Annotated in this window: 16 protein-coding genes; 8 read left to right on the top strand and 8 right to left on the bottom strand. The window is 62.7% G+C overall.

Translation table 11 applies throughout. From position 1 onward, the window contains the following. The first annotated feature begins 65 nt into the window (after positions 1–65). Positions 66–1,022 carry an alpha/beta hydrolase gene (locus F8N66_RS00160; RefSeq protein ID WP_150768257.1) on the top strand — a complete coding sequence of 319 codons (957 nt, stop codon included), beginning with the start codon at positions 66–68 and terminating at the stop codon, positions 1,020–1,022. A gap of 267 nt (positions 1,023–1,289) precedes the next feature. Here F8N66_RS00160 and F8N66_RS00165 read toward each other — a convergent pair whose 3' ends face one another. From F8N66_RS00165 to pvdM, 5 genes are all read right to left on the bottom strand, one after another. Further along, positions 1,290–3,749 (bottom strand): TonB-dependent siderophore receptor, encoded by a 2,460-nt coding sequence (locus tag F8N66_RS00165; protein WP_150768258.1) that lies wholly within the window; start codon positions 3,747–3,749, stop codon positions 1,290–1,292. A gap of 221 nt (positions 3,750–3,970) precedes the next feature. Further along, positions 3,971–5,620: a cyclic peptide export ABC transporter gene (locus F8N66_RS00175; protein ID WP_150768259.1), complete on the bottom strand. Its 1,650-nt coding sequence runs from the start codon at positions 5,618–5,620 to the stop codon at positions 3,971–3,973. A gap of 215 nt (positions 5,621–5,835) precedes the next feature. Continuing rightward, positions 5,836–6,699, bottom strand: coding sequence for a formylglycine-generating enzyme family protein (locus F8N66_RS00180; RefSeq protein ID WP_150768260.1), 864 nt, complete (start codon positions 6,697–6,699; stop codon positions 5,836–5,838). 62 nt (positions 6,700–6,761) lie between these two features. Next, complete coding sequence (locus tag F8N66_RS00185) at positions 6,762–8,042, bottom strand: aminotransferase class V-fold PLP-dependent enzyme (protein WP_150768261.1); 1,281 nt, start codon at positions 8,040–8,042, stop codon at positions 6,762–6,764. A gap of 31 nt (positions 8,043–8,073) precedes the next feature. Beyond that, the gene (gene pvdM, locus F8N66_RS00190) at positions 8,074–9,423 is read right to left on the bottom strand and encodes a pyoverdine-tailoring dipeptidase-like protein PvdM (RefSeq protein ID WP_150768262.1); all 1,350 of its coding nucleotides are present in this window, start codon (positions 9,421–9,423) and stop codon (positions 8,074–8,076) included. A gap of 219 nt (positions 9,424–9,642) precedes the next feature. Between pvdM and F8N66_RS00195 the strand changes: the two genes are divergently transcribed. Continuing rightward, a complete protein-coding gene (locus F8N66_RS00195; RefSeq protein ID WP_150768263.1) occupies positions 9,643–11,262 on the top strand; it encodes a PvdJ/PvdD/PvdP-like protein in 1,620 nt (539 codons plus the stop codon). Positions 11,263–11,376: 114 nt separating this feature from the next. On the opposite strand, the gene F8N66_RS00200 is transcribed toward F8N66_RS00195, so the two are convergent. From F8N66_RS00200 to F8N66_RS00210, 3 genes are read right to left on the bottom strand one after another with little or no spacing between them, the layout of a single operon-like run. Next, entirely contained in the window at positions 11,377–12,771 is a 1,395-nt protein-coding gene (locus F8N66_RS00200; protein ID WP_150768264.1) for an efflux transporter outer membrane subunit, read from the bottom strand. Between the two features lie 7 nt (positions 12,772–12,778). Beyond that, complete coding sequence (locus F8N66_RS00205) at positions 12,779–14,752, bottom strand: MacB family efflux pump subunit (RefSeq protein WP_150768265.1); 1,974 nt, start codon at positions 14,750–14,752, stop codon at positions 12,779–12,781. Beyond that, positions 14,753–15,925, bottom strand: coding sequence for an efflux RND transporter periplasmic adaptor subunit (locus F8N66_RS00210; protein ID WP_150768266.1), 1,173 nt, complete (start codon positions 15,923–15,925; stop codon positions 14,753–14,755). A 357-nt stretch (positions 15,926–16,282) separates the two neighbouring features. Here F8N66_RS00210 and F8N66_RS00215 point away from each other — a divergent pair, with 357 nt between their 5' ends. The 6 genes from F8N66_RS00215 to F8N66_RS00245 all read left to right on the top strand — a co-directional run bounded on the left by F8N66_RS00215 (position 16,283) and on the right by F8N66_RS00245 (position 26,273). Beyond that, complete coding sequence (locus F8N66_RS00215; protein ID WP_150768267.1) at positions 16,283–16,765, top strand: sigma-70 family RNA polymerase sigma factor; 483 nt, start codon at positions 16,283–16,285, stop codon at positions 16,763–16,765. A 189-nt stretch (positions 16,766–16,954) separates the two neighbouring features. Continuing rightward, positions 16,955–18,292, top strand: a complete 1,338-nt coding sequence (locus F8N66_RS00220) for a lysine N(6)-hydroxylase/L-ornithine N(5)-oxygenase family protein (protein ID WP_150768268.1) — start codon at positions 16,955–16,957, stop codon at positions 18,290–18,292. Between the two features lie 483 nt (positions 18,293–18,775). Continuing rightward, complete coding sequence (gene mgtA, locus F8N66_RS00225) at positions 18,776–21,493, top strand: magnesium-translocating P-type ATPase (protein ID WP_150768269.1); 2,718 nt, start codon at positions 18,776–18,778, stop codon at positions 21,491–21,493. Between the two features lie 416 nt (positions 21,494–21,909). Beyond that, positions 21,910–22,323 (top strand): response regulator, encoded by a 414-nt coding sequence (locus tag F8N66_RS00235; protein ID WP_150768271.1) that lies wholly within the window; start codon positions 21,910–21,912, stop codon positions 22,321–22,323. 92 nt (positions 22,324–22,415) lie between these two features. Continuing rightward, on the top strand, positions 22,416–23,042 hold the full coding sequence (locus tag F8N66_RS00240) for a response regulator transcription factor (protein WP_150768272.1): 627 nt from the start codon (positions 22,416–22,418) through the stop codon (positions 23,040–23,042). Continuing rightward, positions 23,043–26,273, top strand: coding sequence for a transporter substrate-binding domain-containing protein (locus tag F8N66_RS00245; protein WP_150768273.1), 3,231 nt, complete (start codon positions 23,043–23,045; stop codon positions 26,271–26,273). The last annotated feature ends 10 nt before the right edge of the window (positions 26,274–26,283 follow it).

A 26,283-nucleotide genomic window follows, 5' to 3' on the forward strand; every position in this document is an offset into this window, starting at 1 on the left:
CTCCCACAGGTCTCGCGCCGGTTTCAAATTTCATTACTGACCTCTTTGTGTAAAAGGATTCCCCCATGCCCGTACTGCCAGAACTGGACGCCTTCCTCGAACTCGCCGAATTCGGCCGCCTGACCGGCAAAAGCCGCGCGATGCACGAACAGACCCCGCAACAGGCACGGATCGACTTCGAAGCCTCCTCGGATTTTCTCGACGTGCCACTGGACCACATCGCCTGCGAAAACTTCACCATCACTGCCCGCGACGGCCACAGCCTGCCCGCGCGCCTGTACCGCAACGGCGAGGCGGTCGACGGCTTGCAACCGGTGATGCTGTATTTCCACGGCGGCGGCTACGTGGTCGGCAGCCTCGACTCCCATGACGCGCTATGCCGTCGCCTCGCGGCCCAGGGCGGCTTCGCCCTGCTAACCGTGGATTACCGCCTGGCGCCGGAATGGAAATTCCCGACCCCGGTGCAGGACGCCTGCGACGCCGGCAACTGGCTGGTGCGCGAAGGCGCAGCCCGTGGCCTGGATGCCACACGGGTGGCACTGGCCGGCGACAGCGTCGGCGCCACCCTGGCCACGGTGCTGTCGCTGATCGCCGTACGCCAACCCCAGGAACTGGCCCTCAAACCCAAGGCCCAACTGCTGGTCTACCCCGTCACCGACGCCACCACCCACCGCGCCTCCCATCGCGATTTCGCCGAAGGCTACCTGCTGGAAACCCCGACCCTGGACTGGTTCTACGCCCACTACGCCCGCACGCCTCGGGACCTGGCCGACTGGCGCTGCTCGCCACTGCTGGCCGACGACCTGTCGGGCATGGCCCCGGCGCTGGTGTACCTGGCCGGGCATGATCCGCTGCATGACGAAGGGCTGGCCTATGCCGAGCGTTTGCGCGCGGCGGGGAATGAGGTGACGTTGCTGGAGCAATCGGGGATGACCCATGATTTTTTGCGCATGGCGGGGTTGTTGGGGGAGGTGGCGGGGATTCATGAGGAAGTGGCGGGGTGGGTGCGTACGCGGTTTTGATCTGAAATGAAAAAAACCGCCATTCCGGTAAGAGGGAATGGCGGTTTTTTTGTGTCTGGCGCCAGAGTTGTGTTGGCTGTAATAGCGCCTTCGCGAGCAAGCCCGCTCCCACAGTGGCCCGGGTCGTTCAAACGTTATGGGTTCAAACCGGATACCTGTGGGAGCGGGCTTGCCCGCGAAGGCGGCATCACCGGCACCCAAAATCCCACAGACAAAAAAATGCCCGCATCTCACGACGCGGGCATTTTTCATTTCAGCTCAGATGACTCAGAAGTCGTACTTCGCGGTGAGTTGCAGGTTACGCGGCTCGCCGTAGAAGGTGGTGTCGAAGTTGCCAAGGCCAGTCAGGTATTTCTTGTCGAAGACGTTGTTGGCATTGACGGTGAAGCTCAAGTGGTCGTCGTACTCGTAGCGGGTCATCAGGTCCACAAGGGTGTAGCCGCCTTGCTTGATCTGGGTGTAATCGCCCGCAGGGGCGCTGTAGATCTGGCCGTAGAACGCGCTTTGCCAGCTGACGCCACCACCGACGGTGACCTGGTTGAGTGCGCCAGGCAGGCGGTAGGTGGTGAATGTTCGCACCACGTGCTCCGGCTTGGTGGTGGACAGCGGGAACCCGTAGATACGTTGCTCGTCCTGGTCGCGGGTACGGGCGTAGGTGTAGCCGGCAGACACGTTCCAGCCCTGCGCCAGTTCGCCCGCCAGTTCCAGTTCCACGCCATTGGTGGTGGCGCCGTCGATGGCTTTGTAAATGCCTTCGTTGGTGACCGGGTTGGTGCCGATCGATTGGGCGACGTTGTCCTGTTCGATGCGGAAGAAGGCCAGGCTGGCGTTCAGCTTGCCTTCGAAGTAGGCCGCTTTCAGGCCGGTCTCGTACGCATCGCCTTCCACGGGCTCCAGGGTCTTGCCGCTGGCGTCCTTGTAGATTTGCGGCTGGTAGATACTGGTGTAGCTGGCGTAGAGCGAGTAAGTGTCGTTCAGGTCATAGACCACGCCCGCGTAAGGGGTGACGACGCCGTGCTCCTTGTAGCTGGCGTGGGTGTCATCGCCTGCACCCGGGTTGTAGGTGTAGTCCTCGTTGTACTTGAAGGTGCTCACACGGCTGCCGAGGATGAACGACAGATCATCGGTCGGGCGCAGGCGCGTGGCGAGGTAAACGCCGTTTTGGCTCTGGGTCCGTTCATATTTGCCGTTTTTCGGAAACTCCTGTTTTGGCAGGGTTCCGTTCCAGTCATAGATGCTGCCCGGGACCAGTTCAAAGGCGCTGGTGTCGTAAGTCGAACCTGTCTGGCGCGAGTGGGACGCCATGAAACCTGCTACCAATTCATGCTCGCGACCGCCGAGGGAGAACGGGCCGGAGACGTTTACGTCAGCTGTGTCCTGCACGCGGTGACCTTCCCAGCGCCCCCAGTAAAGGAACATGCCTTCACCGGTGGCACGGTCGGGGTTGCCGCCACTGGCGGACGCTAGCTGGGTATCGTGATCGGATACTTTTTCGTTGAGGCTGACCTTCAGTTTCCAATCGTTGGCCAATGCCTGTTCGAGGGAGGCGAAGTAAGTGGTGGAGTCGAAATCACGACGGCTCCAGTCGGCACCCGGGTTGAAGCTGCGGGAAAAATCGGTACGACCGCCGTCCGAGAAGTACACCGGGTTGCCGGTCCAGGATGAACCGCGCGGCGTCACGCTCTGCTTGTCGATGCCGAAGGTCAGCAGGGTATCGTCGGTGAGATCGGCTTCGAGGATGCCGTAGTACACATCCTTCTTCTGGCTGTAGTGATCGATGTACGAATCTTTGTCCTGATAGGCGCCGACAAAGCGGCCACGCACCGTTCCGGAGTCATTCAGCGGGCCGGAGATATCGCCTTCGGTGCGATAGTTGTCCCAGGAGCCGGCGGTGGCGCTGACCGAAGCCTTGAAGTCCCGGGTCGGTTTCTTGCGGACCAGGTTGACGGTGGCGGATGGATCGCCGGAGCCGGTCATCAGGCCGGTTGCGCCCTTGATGACTTCGACGCGATCGTAGGTCGCCATGTCGACATGGGTTGCGCCTTCGTCGTACACGCCGTCGTAGATGCTGTTAACGCCATCGTACTGAAAGTTGGTGATTGCAAAACCGCGGGCGGAGTATTCAGTCCGGTCGCTGTCGTATTGCTGAACCGAGATGCCAGGCGTATTGCGCAGTACATCACCAATGCTCTTTGCACCCTGGTCGTCCATCTGCTGACGGGTCACCACGGTCACCGATTGCGGCGTTTCGCGAATGGTCAGCGGCAGCTTGGTGGCGGTGGTGGTGGCGCCGGTGGTGTAGGAGCCGGTGTCTTCGGTGACCAGGCCCAGGGCCTGGCCGGAAATGGTGGTCGCGCCCAGTTGCAGGCTCGAACCGCCGCCGGAAATCAGGGTCACGCTGTTGCCATTGATCTGGAACGAGATGCCGGTGCCCTTGAGCATTTCGGCCAGCGCCGCGGAAGGCTCCAGCGAACCGGACACCGCGCGGGACTTGATACCGGCCACCTGGTCCGGGCTGTACAGGATCTGCAGGTTGGTCTGCATGCCCAGTTCGGTCAGCGCGCTGGACAGCGGCTGCACGGCAATGCTCACTTTCACGGGTGCTGCATTGGCCATCGAGCTCCCCAGCAAGGTGGCGGTCAGCAGGACGCTGGTCAACAGGGTCCGGTGCAGGGACGGGCGCTGTACAGCCAGCGCGAGAGGTGTGCGGCGTGGAAGAGATCGCATTACTAACCTGTGCTCCTGAAAAAGTGTCGTGCAGAGTTTTTGTTAATAGGAATGATTATTAAGACGGGGCGCTGGCAGGAAACCGGAAAAGAAATTTCATTTAATTTGCGCAGGACGAATGTGGGAGCGGGCTTGCTCGCGAAGGCGTCGTGTCAGCCGATGAAAATGTCGAATGACACACCGCCTTCGCGAGCAAGCCCGCTCCCACATTTGGATTTCCGTCAGGCGGGGGTCAGTTCGGTGATGACCCGGCCGCTTTCCATGCGCACCAACTGATCCGCCACGTCGAAATAGCGGTCATCGTGGGAGATCACGATGATGGTCTTGCCCAGGCGCTTGAGGTCCGGCAGCAGCTCGGTATAGAAAATCCGGCGGAAAGTCGGGTCCTGGTCGGCGGCCCATTCGTCGAACACCAGCACCGGGCGTTCTTCCAGCCAGGCGTTGACCAGCGCCAGGCGCTTGCGCTGGCCGGTGGAGAGGTCGGTGGTGGTGAAGTGGCCGTCCTTGACGCTGACCTTGTGCGCAATCTCCAGGCGTTGCAGGTACTGGTTGGCGTCTTCCGGGATCTGCATGTCGCCCTGGACCACGTCGTCGAACAGGTAGTAGTCGGCGAAGATGGTGGTGAACAACTGGCGATAGTCGTCGCGGTTGTGCGCATCGATGGCCTCGCCGTTGACCCGGATCTGCCCCTGCTGCGGCGGGTACAGGCCCAGCAGCAACTTGATCAGCGTGGTCTTGCCGCAACCGTTCTCGCCGACGATGAAAGTGATGTCGCCCTGCTTGATCGACAGGTTGACCGGTCCCAGCTGGAAGGGCGCGGCACCGTCCACGGACGGGAAGGCGTAGCGCACGTCCGTCAGTTGCAGTTCGTGCACGGCTTGTTTGACGTTGCCCTGATCGCTGAGCAGCAGGTGCGGTTCTGGGGTGGAAAACTGTTCGGACAATTCGGCGATGCGGCGGAAGGCAATCTGCGCGCGGCTGACGATGGGCAGGGTGCTGATCAAATGTTCCAGCGGCCCTTTCATGTACAGCAGCACCAGCACGAAGCCGCTCATCACGGTCTTGTCGGCGCTCGGCCAGAAGGTCTGCAGCGCCAGGGCCAGGCCGATGACCACGAAGAACAGCATCGAGCCGAAGGTCTTGGCGATCACGAAGGTGTTGATCGAACGCACCTGGGTGTTGCAGATGAACTCGGCGGTGGCCTTGATGCCCGAGACGAACATGCGCTGGCGGCGTGGCCGGTGAATGCGCAGTTCCTTGGCGCCTTCGGCAATGGCGTTGTAGTGCTTCTGCAATTCGTCCTCGGCGTCACGGGCGGCCATGAAACCCTGCACACCCTTGCTCTGGGCATAGGCCTGGATCGCGGTGCCGATCAGGATCGCGGCGACCATGATCAGGAACATCGGCCACGACAGGATCGCCAGGTAGCCCATGCAGCCCAGGGTCACGGTGACGGAAATCGCCAGCGGCGCGAAGGCGAAGGCGAAGTCGCTGATGGTGTCGACGTCGTGGGTCAGCACCGGGATCAGGCGATGGCTGCGGTAGCGCTCGATCTGTTCGATGGGTGCCGACAGGACCTTTTCACCCAACTGTTTACGCAGCTTGGCGATGATGTGCTGGCCGACGTAGTTGGTGCCGATGTCCGAGCAGATCGAACTGGCCAGCGCCAGCAGGCACAGCCCGGCGAACAGCGCGACCACGCCCTGGGTCAGGCCGCTTTCGGAGTGCAGGGCATTGTTGATGGTCGCCAGCAGCACCGTGACGCTCAGGCCGCCGACCATGCCCAGGAAAATGGACGCGGCGACGATGAGTCGAAAGGGTTTGAGCAGGGCGAACAACTCGCCGATGGCGCCTCGGGTGGGCTGGGTCATGGAAGACGGTTCCTTGGGTCGGAAGGCAGATACCCAGTAGAACGTCTGGTCGCGGGGTTAATTTAGAGGGGGGGGGATGGGTGGTGTGGGGCATCACACAATTCACTGTAGGAGCTGCCGAGTGCAACGAGGCTGCGATCTTTTGATTTTGTTTTTAGAAGCAAGATCAAAAGATCGCAGCCTGCGGCAGCTCCTACAGGGGGCGGTGTTGGGGATCAGAGATCGCGTACGACGCGAAAGCCCATCCAGTCCCCGCGCTCTTGCGGGTATTGGCTGTTGCGGTTGCCGGAACGGGAGAACACCGGCGCTTCACCCCAGTCATTGCCGCGGATGCGCACGGCTTCGCAGTTGGGCTCCAGCCAGGCGCTGCCATCGGTGGGTGCACCGACGTAGTTGGGGTGTTCGCAGTCTTCGACCCATTCATAGACGTTGCCGTGCATGTCGTACAGGCCGAAGGCGTTGGGCGGGTAGCTGCCAACGGGCGAGCTGTAGCTGTAGCCGTCCGCCGGGCCATAGGTGTTGGCATGTTTGGCGATGCTGTATTCCTTGCCTTCATCGAACGGAAAGGGGAACGGGCCTTTGCTGCCGCCTCGGGCGGCGTATTCGCGTTGGGCTTCGCTGACCATGTGGTATTTCTGCCCGGTTTTTTTCGACAGCCAGGCGACGTAGTTTTTCACGTCGTCGAAGTTCATGCACACCGCTGGCTGGCGCGGGCTCTGTGGGTAGCGCGGCTTGCTGGCGATGCACTCGCGGCCCGGCCGGGTATCGCCATTGGCGATGGTCACGCCGCTTTCCTTGACGTAGCTGTCCCATTCACCGGCGGTGACCTGGAAGCGGCTCATGGCAAAGGGTTTGGCAAAGGTCACGTCATGCATCGGCCCTTCATCGGGCTCGCGGCCGACCTCATCGTCGGGGGTGCCCATGGTGAAGGTCCCGGCGGGCAGCACGACCATTTCGGGGCAATCGCGACAGTCTTTGAATACCTTGCCAGGGGGCGCTGGGGTGGCGGCTTGTGCGGTGGTTGGTAGCATCGCGGCCATGAGGGCGGTCAGGGCGAGGGTCAGTAGCGCTTTGTCCATGAGTCGTCTCATCCAAAGAAAATAGGGGGGCATGCACAGTCCAATGTGGGAGTGCCAGGCCGTCAGGCGGTTTTGTTGAGCAGCGCCATGAAACGGTCGATTTCGTTTTCGCTGTTGAGCAGGCCCGGGGCGATGCGCACCACCGGGCCGGCGTCGCGCTCCACCGCATCGCAGACCACACGGTTTTGCATCAGGCCGCTGGCGACCTTTTCGCAGTCCTGTTCCCTGACCCGGAAGAAGGTAAAACCGGCGGACAATTGCGGACTCTGCGGCGTGACCAGCTCGATGCGCGGTTGCTCCAGCAGGCGATGCTTGGCGTAGGTGTTGAGTGCATGGATACGCGCCTGGACCTCGGCCTTGCCCAGGTCCAGGTGCAGCTTGAACGCCTCGTCCGCCGCCCAGCGATGCTCGAAGCTGTGATAGCCGCCGGGGGTCATGAGGGTTGAGAAGGTGGTCGCTTCGGAGAAGGTCGGAATGATCGGCGTGACGTCTTTGACCTCGGCCGAACGGGCGCAAATGATCCCGGTGCCACGGGGGCCGAACATCCATTTGTGGGTGCCGGCGATGAAGAAGTCGCAGTGCAGGTCGGGAAACTCGAAGTCTTCGACACCAAACCCGTGCACACCGTCGACCACATACAGGATGTGATCCTTCTCGTCGCGCTGGCGGTTCAGTGTTTCGACCAGCTTGCCGATTTCGCCGACCGGCAGTTTCACGCCACTGCCCGACTGCACCCAGGTCATGCCCAGCACGCGGGTCTCGGGTCGAATCCCCTTGCTGATCGAGTCCAGTACCTCGTCCACGGAGATGTCGCGACTGTTGTCGAACAGCTTGAGTTTGCGCACTTTGGTGCCCTGGCGCTGCTGGCGATATTCCAGGGTGTAGTGGGTCGAGTAGTGCTCGTGTTCGCTGACCAGGATTTCCTGGTCCGGGCGCACATGGATGCCGCCATAGATCATCGCCAGGCCTTCGGTGGTGCTGCCGGTGAGGGCGATCTGCTCAGGCGTGGCGTTGAGGTAGCGACCGGCCCAGACCCGCACGTTGTGCTCGCGTTTCTCGGTTTCCTGCAGGTCCCAGTCCATGGCCCGGCCGGGGTTGCGGTCGATGTTGGCGCGGTGCAGGTCAATGGCGCTGCGCACCGGCGCGGGGTGCGAGGTCACCAGGAAGTTGGCGAAGTGCAGATAGTCCGGGTCCTGATTGAACAGCTGGCGCAATTGCGCCCACTTGCCCTTGGGCAACGGCGGCGGATTGCCGGCCAGTGCCGGCAGGTTCACGCCGGCTGTCAGGGGCAGGCCGGCGGCGAGAATGCCGGCCTGCTTGAGGAATGAACGACGGTTGGTCATGGCGGGGGTTCGCTTGTGCAAAGGGGGGAAATCAGTTTTTCGCGACAGGTCTGGATGATTGCTGCACCTGGTCCCAGACGCGCAGGAAATTGCCACCCCAGAGCTTGGCGATGTCGGCTTCGCTGTAGCCGCGACTGATCAGCTCGGCGGTCACGTTGCGCGCCTCGCTGACGTCTTTCCAGCCATCGAGGCCGCCGCCATCGTTGAAGTCGGAACTGATGCCGACATGGTCGATGCCGATTTTTTTCACCGCGTAGTCAATCGCGTCGCCGTAGTCCTTGAGGGTGGCCTTGGGTTCTTCGTCGAGGATGGCGTAGAGCTGGCTGGCGTATTCGCCGAAACGCTGTTCGGGCCACACGGTAATGACCGGATCGCCCGGCATCAGCGCCATTTCCAGGCCTTGCAGCGGTTGCAGGTCGAAGCGCGCGCGCAGGGCATTGAGTTTGTCCTGGGTGGCCTGGCTCAACGGTTTGATATAGGTCGGGAAGCCGACGATCTGCACCACGCCGCCGCTGTGCTTGATCAGCTGCATTTCCTGGTCGCTGAGGTTGCGCGGGATGTCCACCAGGCCACGGGGGGCGGAGTGGGACGCGACCATCGGCGTGCGGCTCAATTGCGCGACCTGCTCCAGGGCCTTGGTCGACATCTGCGACACATCGATGATCACGCCGAGGTCGTTGAGGCGCTGCACCGCTTGTTTGCCGATGTCCGACAAGCCGCCGAGGGCATCGCGGGTGTCGTTGAAAAACGGCAGCGGTCGCGAGGAATCGGCCCAGGCGTTGTTGCCCACGTAACTGAAGCCGAACATGCGCATGCCCCGGGCCGCCCAGGTGTCCAGGGCGTTGAGGTCGTTGCCCAGCGGATAGGCGTTGAGCATGCTCATGAAGATCGCGAACTTGCCTTCGCCGTGCAGGCGGCGGAAATCGTCAGGGGTGTAGGCGATGGCGACCTGGTTGGGAAAGTCGCGGACCATGGCGCTGATGATCTTGTAGCGGGTTTCCTGCTCGAAGCGGGCTTCCTCGACGAAACCGGCGGTGGGGCGGTGCGGCGCGTTTTCACCGTTCCAGATTTCCGGCCAGCCGAAAATCGTCAGGGCGGCGCCGGACAGCCGCCCGCGTCCGCTCTTGACCAGGTCGAACTGGCCGCTGCCGTCCTTGTCCGCTTCGTTGCCGGCGGTGCCGAAGTCCATGGGCACGGTGATGTGGCTGTCGAACGAGAGCAGGCGCTCATGCAGTTCATCGGCCTGCTTCATCACCTTCACCGGGTAGCCGGGGTTGTCCTTGAACCCATAGTCCCAGGCCGCGAAGCCTGCGCCGGCGCTGATCGCCAGGGCCAGCGGCAGGCCGATGAAAAGAGCCTTTTTCGAGCGTGGTTTTGTCATTGCCGTCTCAGTCAGGGAGCCTTTGCTATCTGGGAGGAACGAGCCAGCGAGGGAGGAATTTAGTGTTTGTGAGGGCGTCTTCGCGAGCAAGCCCGCTCCCACCTGTGGAATGCGATCCAGGGTGGGAGCGGGCTTGCTCGCGAATGCTTTTAAATTTGGGCGGGCAACAAACGTTCTAGCTTGGATAAAGCCTGCTTCATGGCTGACACAGGTAGGGCAATGACGATTTCTCGACGAGGGTTCATGGCAGGCCTGGCGCTGACCGGCGCGGCCGTGCCGGCGGCTTTTTATGGGCATCGCCAATGGACGAAACCGGACCCGACGATCACTCCCGGCGAGGCGACGTTCGACGTCGCGGATGTGGCCGGCCAACAGTTGGCGAACACCTTGCGCGGTGTCTGGCAGCTTCGTTTCGAAGGGCGCGACGCGGGCCTCGAAGGCTTGCCGGCGGACGGGCTGGAAGTGTTCCTCGACATCGGCCACAAGGGGCGCGGCCTGATCGGCTTCGTCGACACCGCCGAGCGCCTGCGTTCAAGCGAAACGCCGCGTTACCGGGTGCTTGGCGATCTGGCCGGCGCCAGAGCGGCGCAGTTGAGCTGGCGATTGCTCAGCGCCAACGGCAGCGCCGATTACGAATTCAGCATGGCACTGGACGAAGTCTGGGCCGGGTTCGGCAATGCCGGCAGCGGCTCCCTCAGTGGCCGGGTGCTGAACCTGGACCGGCCGTTGATGATGACCGCCCAGGACAATCGCTTCATCGCCGTCAAGCGCGTGTTTCCCGAAGCGCGCGAGCGCACCGGGCTGAATGCGCCGCTGCTGGCCTGGCTGACGTCCGCCGAGCATCGACTGTTCCACCAGCTCTGGCATGCCTCCAGGGACAAGTGGCACACCTTGCCCGAAGACAAGCGCAGTGCCTTGCGCGGCATCGGCTGGCAACCCGGGCCACGGGACAAGGAACGCGATGCCCGCGGCGCGCGCAAGGATCGCAACGGCTCCGGGGTGGACTTTTTCTTCATGCACCGGCACATGCTCGGCACGGCGCGCGCGATGCAGGATTTGCCGTCGTGGACGCAGTTCCCGTTGCCGCAACCGGAACTGGCGCGGGATCGCATCGGTTTCGCCCGTTACTTCGATAACCATGACGGCACCGCGCTGCCGCCCACCTGGCTGGCCGACGATGATGCCGAGTATTCGCAGTGGGTGGCCGACATCAAGACCGCCGAGACCTACCACAGCAATTTCCAGGTCTGGGAGTCGCAGTACCGCGACCCGCGATATCTGTCGAAGCTGACCCTGGGCCAGTTCGGTTCAGAGGTCGAATTGGGGCTGCACGACTGGCTGCACATGCGCTGGGCTTCGGTGCCCCGTGATCCGTCCAATGGCCAGCCGGTGCCCTTCGCCCGCGATCCGGCGGACTTTTCCGCGCGCTGGTTTGCGCCGGAAAACGACTTCCTCGGCGATCCGTTTTCCTCCCATGTGAGCCCGGTGTTCTGGCATTTCCACGGCTGGATCGACGATCGCCTGGAAGACTGGTTTCGCGCCCATGAGCGTTTTCACCCGGGTGAAGTCAGCCGGCTCCAGGTCAATGGCGTGCCATGGTTCGCGCCGGGGCGCTGGGTCGAGATCGACGACCCGTGGCTGGGGCCGGACACCCACGGTTGCAGCACCACGCCGGGGTTGCAGGCGAGCAAGTCGGTAGAGATGGACCCGGAGACCATGAAACTGGCGCTGCGGATTACCTTTGGCGAGGACGAGAAGAAGTTGGCGGATTTGTTCAGGAAGGTGCCACAGCGGCCCTGGTATGCGCGGAATCTAAAAGCCAAACAGAGTCAGGTTTGAATACCGCGTGATCGTTCTTCGCGAGCAAGCCCGCTCCCACATTTGACCGAGGTGTACGCGGATCAAATGTGGGAGCGGGCTTGCTCGCGAAGGCGGCCAGACATTCACCACGCATCACAAAGCCTGCCACCCACCCCCAAGCGCCTTGTACAACGCAATACTCGCCTGCAACCGCGACAGCCGCAGCTGCACATTGAAATCCTGCGCCGCATACAGCGTGCGCTGTGTCTCCAGCACTGTCAGCAAATCCTCGGCCCCCGCCTGATAACGACTTTGCGCAATGTCGAATGCTGTCTGCGCCTGGCGCAGTTCTTCACTTTGCCACTGCCGTTGTTCATCCAGCCCACGAATGCTGTTCAAGGCTTTTTCGACGTCGGCGAAGCCGTTGATGATCGCGCCGCGATAGTTTTCCAGCAGTTCTTGCTGGCGGGCGGTGGCCTTGTCGCGCTCGGCCCCCAGGCGTCCATTGTTGAACACCGGCGCCAGCAGCCCGGCGGTGAGGTTGTAGAAGGGGCTGCGCAGAATGTCGCCGGCGCGGTCGGCGCCGGAGCCGATTTCCGCGCTCAGGGTCACGGTGGGCAGCATGGCGGCGCGGGCCACGGTCACGTCGGCCTGGGCCGCGGCCAGTTGCGCTTCGGCGCGGGCGATGTCCGGGCGACGGCTGAGCAGTTGGCTGGGCACGCCGGCGTCGATGGCGGGCCATGAAAGCTGATCGAAGCGCTCCTGGTCCAGGGACAGGGCCTGCACCGGTTGGCCGAGCAGGGCGGCGAGGCTGATCCGTGCTTCCCTGGCCTGTTGCTGCACCAGCGGCAATTGCCGTTGCTGGGCCGCCACCAGGCTTTTTTGCTGGGCCAGTTCCAGGGCGGTCGCGGAGCCCGAGTCGAAGCGCGTCTGCACCAGTTGCAACACATGCTGCGCATTGGCCAGGTTCAACCCGGCAATGCGGCTCTGTTCCTGCAACGACAAGGTTTGCGCGTAGCCGTTGGCCACGCCGCTGAGCAACGTCAGTTCCACCGTCGCCTGATCGAACTCGCTGGCCTGCAAGGCGAATTGCGCGCTGTCGCGGGAGGCGCGCTGGCCGCCCCAGAAATCGATTTCGTAACTGGCCGTGAGGTTGGCGGTGAAGTAGTCGAGCGCCTTGTTATCGCTGTCGGCATCGAGTTGGCTGTAGCCATTGCCGCGCAGCAACTTCTGCCGGTTGGCGTTCAGCCCGGCCTTGACCTCCGGCAGCTGCGAGCCGCCGGCGACCACGGTTTCAGCCTGCGCCTGGCGCACCCGGGCGATGGCGGCGGCCAGGTCGTGACTGCCGACCCGGGCCTGTTCGACCAGGCGCTCCAGCTGCGCACTGCCGAAGCGGTTCCACCATTGTCCGTTGCTGCGGTTGGCGCTTGCGTTGTGTGGCGATTGCCAGGCGGCGGGCGGCTGGATGCCGCTGTCCGGACGCTGGGCAGGGCTGGCGCAGGCGCCCAGCAGCAGGCAGAGGGTCAGCAGACTCAGTTGCGGCTTCATCAAGAGATCATTCACTGGTAAGGGCCGTGACCGGGTCGAGTCGGGCAGCTTTGCGGGCCGGCATGAAGCCGAAGACAACACCGGTGACCAGGGCGCAGCCGAAGGCGCCCAGCACCGCTATCAGGGAGAACGCGACGGCGACTTCGCTGAGGATCAGCACGCCGCCGACGATCAGCGCCAGGGCGATCCCGGCCAGCCCGCCGACCACCGAGAGCATCACCGCCTCGGTGAGGAACTGGCGCAGGATGTCCCGCTGGCGGGCACCGGTGGCCATGCGAATACCGATCTCGCGGGTGCGTTCACGCACCGTCATGAGCATGATGTTCATCACGCCGATGCCGCCCACCAGCAGCGAAATCGCCGCAATCGAACCGAGCATCAGCGACAGGGTATTTTGCGTGCGCGCCTCGGCCTGGATCATCGCGGCGTTGTTGGTCAGCTCGAAGTCCTTCTTGCCGTTGTGCAGGCGCAGCATCAGTTGCTCGATGGCACGCTCGGTGTCCTTGACCTTGCTCGCATCGGCGGCGGCGATGGCGATGTACTCGGGGTTGTGGGTGCCGAACAGCCGCACGCTGGCGGCGGAATAGGGGATGGCGATGCGGTCGTCACTGTCGGAGTCGCCGGAACTGGCGCCTTTTTCCGCCAGCACGCCGACCACCTGGAACGGCACGTTTTCGATCAGGATGTACTGGCCGATGGGGTTGGCCACGCCCCCGAGCAGTTTGCTGCGAACCTTGTGGCCGATCACTGCCACCGCAGCCGCGTTGCGCTCGTCGGCTTCAGTGAAGTAGCTGCCTTCGACCACCGGCCAGTTGAAGATCGCCGGGAAGTTGGTGTCATTGCCGCCGACGTAGCTCAGGTGGTCGAGGTTGCCGAAACGCACCCCGGCTTCCTGGCCGTTGACCGGCATGATGCGCAGCACCTGGGGCAGGCTGGCCACGGCGGCGACCTCTTCCAGGGTGATGATGCCTAGCGGTGTTCGCGGATTGGGCGAGGAGCCACTGAGGTAAATGATGTTGGAGCCGAACGCGCCCATCTGTGCCATGACCTGGCGCTTGCTGCCTTCGCCGACGGCCAGCATCACCACCACCGAGGCGACGCCGATGATGATCCCCAGCAAGGTCAGCGCGGTGCGGAACTTGTTGACCCACATCACCCGCCAGGCCGCCTGCACCGCGTCGACCAGTTCGCCTTTCCAGGCGCCTGAGGCTTGCGCGCCTTCGCTCAGGCGCTTGCGCAAATCCACGGCTTGCAGCGCGCCGGGGTTGGCCGAGTGTTGTGCGGCGGGGTTGTCCCGGGCGCTGTCGCTGATGATCAGGCCGTCGCGGATTTCGATGATGCGCTTGGCCCGGGCCGCCACTTCGCGGTCGTGGGTGATCAGGATGACCACGTGGCCCTGGCTCGCCAGTTCGTCGAGCAGCGCCATGACCTCCTTGCCGCTGTGGCTGTCGAGGGCGCCGGTCGGTTCGTCGGCGAGGATGATATGGCCGCCGTTCATCAGGGCGCGGGCGATGGACACGCGCTGTTGCTGGCCTCCGGACAGCTGGTGCGGACGGTTGCCGGTGCGCGTGGCCAGCCCGAGGCGGTCGAGCAGGGCGGCGGCGCGGGCGTGGCGTTCGGCTGCTGGAGTGCCGGCATAAATCGCCGGCATCTCGACGTTTTCCTGCGCCGAGCCAGACGGGATCAGGTGGTAGCCCTGGAACACGAAACCGAAGGCTTCGCGGCGCAGCCAGGCCAGTTCGTCGCTGTCCAGGGCGGCGACGTTTTCCCCGGCGAAGCGGTACTCGCCCGAGGTCGGGCGGTCGAGGCAGCCGAGGATGTTCATCAGCGTCGACTTGCCGGAGCCGGAGGCGCCGACGATCGCCACGAACTCGCCGGCATGGATCGACAGGTCAATGCCACGCAACACGTGGACTTCAGGCGCGTCGCCGCCGCCGTAGGCCTTGCGGATGTCCGAAAGGTCGATCAGGGGCGTCTGCATTCAGCCGCCACTCCCGTCGACCGTGCCGATCAGCAAGTGATCGCCTTCCTGCAGGCCATCGAGGATCTGCACCCGCAGGCGATCGCTGATGCCGGTGCGCACGGTGCGTTGTTCGACGTTGCCGTTTTTCGCCACCACCTGCGCGATCTGGCTGTCCGCTTGCGGGCCGGCCTGCAACGCGGCAATCGGCGCGGTCAGCACGCCTTTGGCCTGATCGGCGACGAAGAACACCTGGGTGGTCATTTCCGCCATCAGCGCATTGTCGGCGTTGTCGACGTCCAGCAAGACGGTGTACAGCACCACCCGGGCGCTGCCGCTTTTGCTCGAACTGGCGGGACTGCCACCGCCCTGGCTGGTCTGGTCGAGGGGTTTGGGCGGCACCGGCAGTATCTGCCGCACGGTGCTCTTCCAGCGCCGGGTGCCGCCGCTGAGGGTGGTGAACCAGGCGTTCATGCCGGGTTTGACGTGACCGATGTCGGCCTCGGACACCTCGGCCCACACCGTCATCGGCGACAGTTTGGCGATGCGCAATATCAGCGGTGTCTGCTGCTGGGCGTTGAGGGTCGGGCCCTCGCGGGCATCGAGGGCGACCACGGTGCCGGACATCGGCGCGTAAATCCGTGTGTAGCCCAGTTCCGCCTGATCACTGCGCAGGCTGGCCTGGGCCTGGCGAATCTGTGCCTGGAACATGTCGATGCGCGCCTGGGTGGCGCGCACTTCGGCCTGGGCGGTCTGCACGTCTTCTTCGCGGGTGGCGCCACCGGCCTTGAGGTGCTGCTGGCGCTGGAATTTCTGTTGGGCGAGGTCGTGCAGGGCCCGTTGTTCCTGGAGCTGCGCCTTGAGGTTTTCGATGGAGAAACGCCCGGCATCGAGTTTGGCCTGCTGCGTGGACGGATCGATTTCCACCAGCAACTGGCCTTCCTTCACTACGTCACCGACTTCCACATGGATCTTGTGGATCTGCCCCGACGCCTGGGCACCGACGTCGACGTAGCGCCGCGGTTGCAGGGTGCCCAACGCCGTGACGCTGCTTTCGATATCGCCGCGGCTGACCTGTACCGTGGCGAACTTGTCGCGCCCCGGCGGGACGAATTGCCAGGCGGCGACGGCGACAACGGGAATCAGGCTGAGCGCTACAAGCAGGGCGCGTCGGGTCTGGCGGGGACGTTTCATGCAGGGTTCCAAAACGATTGAACGCTGCCGTTGAGCCGGCAGGGACGGAGAGCTGTTCTGTATACGAGGCGAGTGGCAGGGAATTTAGCCCTCACATGTAACCAAATGTGGGAGCGGGCTTGCTCGCGAATTCGGTGTGTCATTCAACGAATTTGTTGGGTGAACCATCGCATTCGCGAGCAAGCCCGCTCCCACAGCTCGGCGACTATTTGTCGGGTAGTACAAACCAATACTTTAAATCTATATGAGAATTACTATAAATTACGCACCTCAAATTGCCACTATCGTGCCACTGCCTTTTTTTGTGGCCGCAACGGTGGCTCAAGGACAGAACCCGCACCCGTGCGGACGGGAGTCATGTTGGAAAACTACTATCGAGAGCTGGTGTGTTTCCTGAACGCCAAGCTCGGCAACCGTCAGGTGGCCGAAGATGTGGTGCATGACGCTTATCTGCGAGTCCTGGAACGCTCCAGCGACACGCCGATCGAGCAGCCCCGGGCATTCCTCTATCGCACGGCATTGAACCTGGTGATCGACGATCACCGGCGCAATGCGTTGCGCCAGGTCGAGTCGCTGGACGTGCTCGACAATGAAGAGCGCTATTTCAGTCCATCCCCGTTGAGCAGCCTTGATCACGGCCAGCGCCTGGACATGCTCCAGCGGGCGTTGGCGGAACTGCCCCGGCTGTGCCGCGAGAGTTTCCTGCTGCGCAAACTCGAGGGCCTGTCACACCCCGAGATCGCCGAACGCCTGGGCATTTCCAAGGCGCTGGTGGAGAAGCACATTGTCAATGCGATGAAGCATTGCCGGGTCCGCGTGCGCCAATGGGATGCGCAATGAGTCCGTCCGCTTTGTGAAAGCCGGCTTGTAAAAACCGGTTTGTAAAAACCGGCTTGTAAAAACCTGGTTAAATTTAATTTCACTGTCCTCGTTCCTAATCAAACGACGACCTGCTGTCCTGCTCAAGGCCGGTCAGGTCACTTAGGCTTACTCCCCGCGGCTCGGGGGTTCATCCAGAGGACACTGGAAATGACACAGGCAATTGCATCGCCCATCGTTCACGACCTGATTGGCGTCGGTTTCGGCCCTTCCAACCTGGCGCTGGCCATCGCGCTGCAAGAGCGCGGGCCGACCCAGGGCGAGCTGGATGTGCTGTTTCTCGACAAGCAAGCCCACTACAGCTGGCACGGCAACACCCTGTCGACCCAGAGCGAGCTGCAGATCTCCTTCCTCAAGGACCTGGTGACCCTGCGCAACCCGACCAGCCCTTACTCGTTCGTCAATTACCTCAAGGCCCACGGCCGCCTGGTGGACTTCATCAACCTGGGCACCTTCTATCCGTGCCGCATGGAGTACAACGACTACCTGCGCTGGGTCGCCGGCCAGTTCGAAGCACAGAGCCGTTATGGCGAAGAAGTGCTGACCATCGAGCCGGTGCTGCACAACCAGCAGGTCGAGGCGCTGCGGGTGATTTCCCGCGATGCCGGCGGCCATCAATACGTGCGCACCACCCGCTCGGTGGTGGTCAGTGCCGGTGGCACGCCGCGCATTCCCGAAGCATTCAAGGCGCTCAAGGGTGACAAGCGGGTCTTCCACCATTCGCAGTACCTGTCGCAGATGGCCCGGCAGCCGTGCGTGAACAATCAACCGATGAGCATTGCGATCATCGGCGGCGGCCAGAGTGCGGCGGAGGCTTTCATCGATTTGAACGACAGCTTCCCGTCGGTGCAGGTCGACATGATCCTGCGTGGCTCGGCGCTGAAACCGGCGGACGACAGCCCCTTCGTCAACGAGGTGTTTTCGCCGGAGTTCACCGACCTGGTGTTCAATCAGCACAGCAGTGAACGCGAGCGCCTGGTCAACGAGTACCACAACACCAACTACTCGGTGGTGGACATCGACCTGATCGAACGCATCTACGGGATTTTCTACCGCCAGAAAGTCTCGGGCATCGCGCGCCATGCATTCCGCACGTTGACGACGATCGAAAAGGCCACGGCCACCGAGCGCGGCATCGATCTGACGGTGCGCGATAACGCCACAGGCGAAGTCTCGGTTCGTCACTACGACGCGGTGGTACTGGCGACCGGTTACGAGCGCCAGATGCACCGCCAATTGCTGGCGCCGCTGGAGCAGTACCTGGGTGATTTCGAGGTCGACCGTCACTACCGGCTGATCTCCGACGAGCGCTGCAAGGCCGGCATCTATATGCAGGGCTTCTGCCAGGCCAGCCATGGCTTGAGCGACACTTTGCTGTCGATCCTGCCGATTCGCGCGGATGAGATCGCCGGGTCGTTGTATGACCATGGCAAGCAGCGTGGGCACAGTCGCTCGGTGGTGGATTTGTTGTTGGCCACGGCCAGCTGATATTGAGTGTGCCTGAAAAGATCGCAGCCTTCGGCAGCTCCTACATTGGGATGGCGTACACCTGTAGGAGCTGCCGCAGGCTGCGATCTTTTGCTTTTTATAGCCCGATCCTGAACCCTTCCTGAAGAACCCCGCGATTGCCCCTGCAAGCTTTTGTAACCGGTTTACTCTGCCAATACCGGGGCGTAAGCTTCGCGCGTTTTCATCAATAGCGGAGACCCACAGTGGGTACTTGTTCGAGTGACAGTCGTCGGCCGGTTTCGATAACCGGCATCTCCTCGGCCAGATAACGCGCACGCTTTTTTGTGCCGTTGCCTCGCCGTAAAAGCGAGCAGCGGCCTCCCGATCACGGCCATTCCCGGTCCGTGTCCCGACGTCCTCTCATCGACGCTGAACCCCGCGTGATGGCCGATTGTTGTCGCCATCGCGGTGCACCGACGCGCCTGCTCGACGGTTTCCCGGCTGACCCTGGGGGACGCTGCCATGAACCTGACCCTGCTCAAGGAATTCTTCGCCGGATTCCTGCGCACCCGCCACATTGCCCGGCACTTCCGTCGCCTGGCGTTGCTGGAAACCTTCACCGACACCACGGTCAGCCGCGAGGTGCCGCCGACGCTGGCGCGCACCCTGGTCAACGCTGCCGGCAGCGACACCGGCCCGTTGCTGGACTCACTGGGCAGCCACACCGACGGCTTGAGCGAACACCAGGCCGACGCCTTGCGCGGGCAGTTCGGCCTCAACCAAGTCGAACATGAACAGCCGCTGCCCTGGTGGGCCCACCTGTGGCACTGCTACAAGAACCCGTTCAACCTGCTGCTGACGGTGCTGGCGGTGGTCTCGTGGCTGACCGAGGACATGAAAGCCGCCATCGTGATTTTTTCCATGGTGGTGCTGTCGACCTTGCTGCGCTTCTGGCAGGAAAGTAAATCCAGCCAGGCCGCCGATGCGCTCAAGGCGATGGTCAGCAACACCGCGACGGTGTTGCGTCGGGATCCGGATAACAGTGGCCCGCGGCGCCTTGAATTGCCAATCAGCCTGCTGGTGCCGGGGGACCTGATCGTGCTCTCGGCCGGCGACATGATTCCCGCCGATGGCCGGGTACTCAGTGCCAAGGACCTGTTCGTCAGCCAGGCGGCGATGACCGGCGAATCGATGCCGGTGGAGAAATTCCCGCGCCGGCAGGACAGCGCCACCCTCAATCCCCTGGACCTGGACAACCTTCTGTTCATGGGCACCAACGTGGTGTCCGGCACGGCCATGGCGGTGATTCTCACCACGGGCAACAGCACCTATTTCGGCGCGCTGGCGCAACGGGTCGGCGCCACCGACCGGGCCCCGACTTCGTTCCAGGCCGGGGTCAACACCGTCAGCTGGCTGCTGATCCGTTTCATGTTCGTCATGGCGCCGCTGGTGCTGTTGATCAACGGTTTCACCAAGGGCGACTGGACCCAGGCGCTGCTGTTCGCGCTGTCGATTGCCGTGGGCCTGACCCCGGAAATGCTGCCGATGATCGTCACCTCGACCCTGGCCAAGGGCGCGGTATTCCTGTCGCGCAAAAAGGTCATCGTCAAGCGCCTGGACGCGATCCAGAACTTCGGCGCCATGGACGTGCTGTGCACCGACAAGACCGGCACCCTGACCCAGGACAGGATCTTCCTGGCACGCAACGTCGATGTCTGGGGCGACGATAGCGATGACGTGCTGGAAATGGCTTACCTCAACAGCTACTACCAGACCGGCCTGAAAAACCTGCTGGACGTGGCGGTGCTCGAACACGTGGAAATCCATCGCCAATTGAAAGTCGGCACAGCGTTTCACAAGGTCGACGAAATTCCCTTCGACTTCACCCGCCGGCGCATGTCGGTGGTGGTCGGCGAGCGTGATCAACCGCACCTGCTGATCTGCAAGGGCGCCGTTGAGGAAGTGCTGTCGGTGTGCACTCGGGTACGTCACGGCGTGATGGACGAAGTGCTGAGTGAAGCGTTGCTGGCGCGGATTCGTCAGGTCACTGCCACCTTCAACGCCGAAGGGTTGCGTGTGGTGGCGGTGGCCGCGCGGCCGATGATTGAAGGGCGCGATGCCTATAGCCTGGCGGATGAACAGGCACTGACCCTGATCGGCTACGTGGCCTTTCTCGATCCACCCAAGGAAAGCACCGCACCGGCGCTCAAGGCGCTGGCGGCCCATGGCGTGGCGGTGAAAGTGCTGACCGGCGACAACGAACGGGTGACCGCGAAGATCTGCCGGGAAGTCGGCCTTGAACAACAAGGCCTGCTGATGGGCAACGACGTCGAACGCATGAGCGATGCCGAACTGGCGGTGGCGGTAGAGCGCACCAACGTCTTTGCCCGGCTCACGCCGGCGCACAAGGAACGCATCGTGCGCCTGCTCAAGGGTAACGGTCACGTGGTCGGTTTCATGGGCGACGGCATCAACGACGCTCCGGCCTTGCGCACCGCCGACATCGGCATTTCGGTGGACAGCGCGGTGGACATCGCCAAGGAAGCGGCGGACATCATCCTCCTGGAAAAAAGCCTGATGGTGCTGGAGGAGGGCGTGCTGGAAGGGCGGCGGACCTTCGCCAACATGCTCAAGTACATCAAGATGACCGCCAGTTCCAACTTCGGCAACGTGTTCTCGGTGCTGGTGGCCAGCGCGTTCATTCCGTTCCTGCCGATGCTGCCGATGCACCTGCTGGTGCAAAACCTGCTCTACGACATCTCGCAGATCGCCATCCCGTTCGACAACGTCGACGCCCAGATGCTGCAAAAACCGCAGCGCTGGCAGCCGGCGGATGTCGGGCGGTTCATGCTGTTTTTCGGGCCGATCAGCTCGATCTTCGACATCACCACCTTTGCCTTGATGTGGTACGTGTTCGATGCCAAAACGCCGGACCATCAAACCCTGTTCCAGTCCGGCTGGTTCGTGGTCGGCCTGCTGACCCAGACACTGATCGTGCACATGATCCGCACCCCCAAGGTGCCGTTCCTGCAAAGCCGCGCGGCGCTGCCGTTGATGGTGATGACCGGGATCATCATGGCCGTGGGCGTTTTCCTGCCGATGGGGCCGCTGGCGCACTCCTTCAAATTGCAGGCGTTGCCGTCGCTGTATTTCGTGTTCCTGCCGGTGATTCTGCTGGGGTATATGGGGGTGACGCAGGCGGTGAAGGGGTTTTACATCCGGCGGTTTGGGTGGCAGTGATTCCATTGCTGCGGTAACGGCGATCCAGGGTTTCGTCCTTAGGGCGAGGCAATCGGAAGAGCGCGCAGGAGCAAGCTTCAATGCGCGGATGTACTCGACCCCCTGTAGGAGCGAGCATGCTCGCGATAAACGGCCAGACACCGCGCTCATTCAGACAGCCCGCGTTATCGTTGACATCCATCGCGAGCATGCTCGCTCCTACAGGGGATTGCGTGTGTCAGTTGACCCATGTATTGACTGATACGGCCTTTTCGCGAGCAAGCCCGCTCCCACAGGGGAATGAGCACGCTCACCCAAACCTGTCAGCACCTCCAGATGGAATTCATACCCCTATTTCGGAAAAGTCCTACATAAACCACCGAGGGTCTTCCGTAGCCTTGCGCGCTCATTATTCGGACTCGCCTGCGGAGGCCCCGTTGTCGAACAAGTCATTACGCATCCTGATCGCGGACGAGCAACACTTCAACCGGCTGCGGATCGAGCGCGGGTTCAACCAGCTCGGGTACTACGGGGTGGCGCCGGTGCAAAACCTCGAGGAGTTGCTGGTGCTGGTGGAGTACGCCAGCGAGCCCTTCGACCTGCTGCTGGTCAATGCCGCGCTGGCCGGTGACCAGCTGGACCTGGTGGCTTTCTGCGTCGATAACCGCCAGTTGGATCGTGTGCTGATCTACGACTGCCAGCGGGCCCGGCTGCCCTCCATTCCAACAGGCGAGCAGCCAAAGGTTCAGGTCAGTCGCGTCGCGCTACCGGATCTGGCGGCGATCCAGCGCTTGATGGCGCAGGTCGATCCGCAGCAACCGTTCGTCGGCACTGTCATTTCTGTCAGGTAGTGCGCAACGGTTATCCATGCCAGAGTCTGGGCGCAGCCACTGCGTCTAATTTGGGCCTTGCCCCATCGTCGTGTTTTGCCCAGGGAGTTGCCATGGATTCAGTGCTAATTGTGGACGATCACCCGGTGATACGCGGCGCAGTCAAAATCATACTCAGTCAAGAGGGATTCAAGCGCATTCATGAAGCGGACAGCGGCAACGAAGTCCTGTCGATGATTCGTGAGCACAACACGGACCTGGTGGTGCTGGATTTGAACCTGCCTTCCCTCGACGGCCTGGAAGTGCTGGCGCGGATCAAGGCGGGCGAGGTGCGGTGTCGCGTCGTGATCTTTACCGCCCAGAAAGCGGAGTTTTTCCAGGATCGCTGCATGCGGGCCGGTGCCTCGGCCTATGTCGACAAGGGCAAGGACCTGGAGCATCTGCAAAAAGCCGTGCGCGCCGTGCGGGGCGGGTACACCTATTTCGCCCAGATCCCTTCGAGTTCGGTGTCGATGAGCGGCTTTCAACGCAGTGAAAAGCAGATGATCGATCTGCTCTCGGACCGTGAGCTGACCATTTTTCAACTGCTGGCCCGCGGTCTCAGTAACAAGGTCATCGCCGAGACCCTGCATTTGAGCCACAAGACCGTGAGCACTTACAAAACCCGCTTGATCGAAAAGCTCAAGGTGCAATCGTCGGTGCATCTACGCGATCTTGCCCAACGCCATGACCTGATCTGAATGAACGCCTTGCGACGCCTGATGCTCCTGCTGTTGTTGGCGCTTTGTCTATGGACAGCGGGCGCTGTCGCACAGCCGCAATCATTAGCGTTGCTGGGGCGCTCGAACGTGGACGGCTACAGCCTGAAGCTGTCGGCGTCCGATTCGCGCTGGCTACAGCAAAAGGGCCGGTTGGTGCTGGCCGTGTCGACGCCGGATTATCCGCCCTTCGATATCACCGCCACGGGCCATGCCCTTGAGGGGATCACCGCAGACTACGTCGGCCTGCTCCAGCAACTGTTGCGGGTCGAGATCGATATTCTGCGCTACGGCTCGCGTGACGAGGCGGTTCAGGCGCTCAAGCAAGGGGATGTGGACCTGCTGGCAACGGCCAACAGTTACGAGGCACAGGATTCGCAACTGCAGATGTCCAGCGCCTATGCGGTGGATCAACCGGTGTTGGTCACCCGCACCGATTCCACCTGGCTGCCGGACCCGGCGCTGGCCGGCAAGCGCCTGGCGATGCTCTACCACTATCTGCCGGAACAGAACGTGCGCCAGTTCTATCCCGAGGCCAATGTCCAGCTCTTCCCCTCGACGCTGGCGGCAGTGGGCGCGGTGGCCTTCGGTCAGGCGGACGTTTATCTGGGCGATGCGATCAGCGCCCATTACCTGATTCGCAAAAACTATCTCAACAACGTCCAGCTGGCCGACTTTTCGCGCATGGAGTCGGGCCGCTTCGCCTTTGCCATGCCCCGTGACAACGAGCGACTGCTGCGCATCGTCAATCAGGCGCTGGCGGCCATCACCACCAATGAACAGATGAACATTCTGCGGCGTTGGGGGGCGAGCGGGGTGTCGATGCCGGGCACGCACTCCCTGCAATTAAGCGTGGCCGAGCAACGCTGGCTCGACCGGCACCCGCGTGTGAGCGTGGCGATCAACGAGAACATCCCGCCGATCACCTTCATCGACAGCGAAGGCCGGTTTCGCGGTATCGGTGTCGATGTGCTGGCCAAAATCAGCCTGCGCACCGGCCTGCAATTCGACATCCGCGCCATGCGGTCGGTCGAGGAAATGGTCACGGGCATCAAGCGTGGCGAGGTCGATGTGCTGGCCGGGATCGGCCTGAGTTCCCGACGCGAAGAGGACTTGCTGTTCACCCGGGCATTCCTGACCAGCCCTTCGGTGCTGGTCACCCGTGCAGCACCGGGCAGCCCCGGTCTGCTCGATGAGATGAGCGGAAAAACCCTGGCGCTGACCCAAGGCAATATCGCTGGCGAATTCGTGCGGCAGCACTTCCCGTTGATCCGCTGCGTGGAGGCGCCCCTGTCAGCCGATGCCATGGAGATGGTCGCCCAGGGCAAGGCCGACGGCAGTATCAATTCATTGATCAGCGCCCGCTATTTGATTTCCCGGCAGTACCGCGATCGCCTGCAAGTGAGCAGCACGGTGGGCACCGATCCCGCCCGCAGCACCCTGGCGACCAGTCGCCAGGCGACCGAGCTGCATTCGATCCTGGACAAGGCGCTGCTGAGCATCCCCCCTGAAGAAATCGAAGAACTGACCCTGCCCTGGCGCAATGACCTGATGGTGGAACAGAGCCCCTGGCTGCGTCATCGACAGGCGATTTTCCAGGGTTTTGCCGCCGCTGGCGTCTTGCTCCTGCTGGCCTTGAGCGCCATGGCCTGGCAGCGTCGGCAGATTCGCCAGCGCCAGCAATGGCTCCAGCAACTGCAGGACGCCAAGGATGCCGCCGACGATGCCAACCGGGCCAAGACCACCTTCCTGGCCACCATGAGCCATGAGATCCGCACGCCGATGAACGCCCTGATCGGCATGCTTGAACTGGCACTGAAGCGGGCGGATGAAGGCGTAACCGATCGTGCGGCCATCGAGGTGGCGTCCAATGCCGGGCAGCAATTGCTGGCCTTGATCGGCGACATTCTGGACATCGCCCGAATCGAATCCGGGCACCTGTCGCTGGCACCGGAGCGGGCCAACCTGCAGGCGCTGGTGGTCTCGGTGAGCCGTGTCTTTGAAGGCCTGGCCCGGCAGAAAAACCTGCGCTGGCGGGTCGAACTGGACGAGCACAGCGACCGCGACGTGCTGATCGACCCCACGCGCTTCAAGCAAGTGCTGTCCAATCTGCTGAGCAATGCCATCAAGTTCACCCACAAGGGCGAGGTCAGCCTGACCGTGCAGGTGGTGCCCGCGCCACCGGAGCGCCTGGTGGTCAACGTGCGCATCGAGGACAGCGGGATCGGCATCAGCGCCTTTGACCGGCAACGGCTGTTCAGCCCGTTCGCACAGGGCGGGAACAGCCAGCAATCGGGTCGGCAAGGTTCCGGGCTGGGGCTGGTGATCAGCCGTACCTTGTGCGAAATGATGGGTGGGCGCTTGCAGCTCGACAGCGTTCTGGGGCATGGCACCTGCGTCGACATCAGTCTCCAGCTGGTCGCGCTGCAGGCGTTGCCGGTCCTGGAACTGCCGCAGGGCGATAGGCCGGCGAGGGTCCGCGCGCTGAACATCCTGGTGGTCGACGATTACCCGGCCAATCGCCTGTTGCTCTCGCGCCAGTTGAGTTACCTGGGGCACCAGGTGCGTGTGGCGGAGGATGGCCAGCAGGGGTTCGAGCAGTGGCGCGAGCACGCCTTTGATGTGGTGATCACCGACTGCAACATGCCGGTGGTCAGCGGCTATGAACTGGCGGGTGCGATCCGCGACGAGGAGCGTTTCCAGGCGGGGCAACCGACGCTGATCCTGGGCTTCACCGCCAACGCGCAGCCCGAGGAAAAAGTGCGGTGCATTGAAGCCGGCATGGACGATTGCCTGTTCAAACCGATTCGACTGGTCGACCTGAGCGCCTGGCTGGCGTCGAGGTTTTCAAGCGAATCGGCTCAAGCGGGGGAAGAGCCCGCCACTGCCGAAATCGATCTGGGCGGGTTGCAGCTCTACACCGGGGCCGACAATCAACTGATCCTTGAGTTGCTGCGCGACCTGGCCGTGACCAACCGCGAAGACCGCGCACGCCTGCTGCAAGCGCATGCCGATGGTAATCACCACGGCTTGCGCGACCTGGCGCACCGCATCAAGGGCGGTGCGCAGATGGTCCGGGCGCAGCGTCTGGTCGCGTGTTGCGAGCAACTGGAGCGTGCATGCGATGGCGGCGATGCCACACTGATCGACGCGGCTGTCGATCAGTTGCACCAGGCCATGACACGCCTGGATCACAGCCTGGAACAGGGCTGAGGTTCGACCC

This window comes from Pseudomonas fluorescens (assembly GCF_902498195.1).
Lineage (GTDB): Bacteria > Pseudomonadota > Gammaproteobacteria > Pseudomonadales > Pseudomonadaceae > Aquipseudomonas > Aquipseudomonas fluorescens_BU.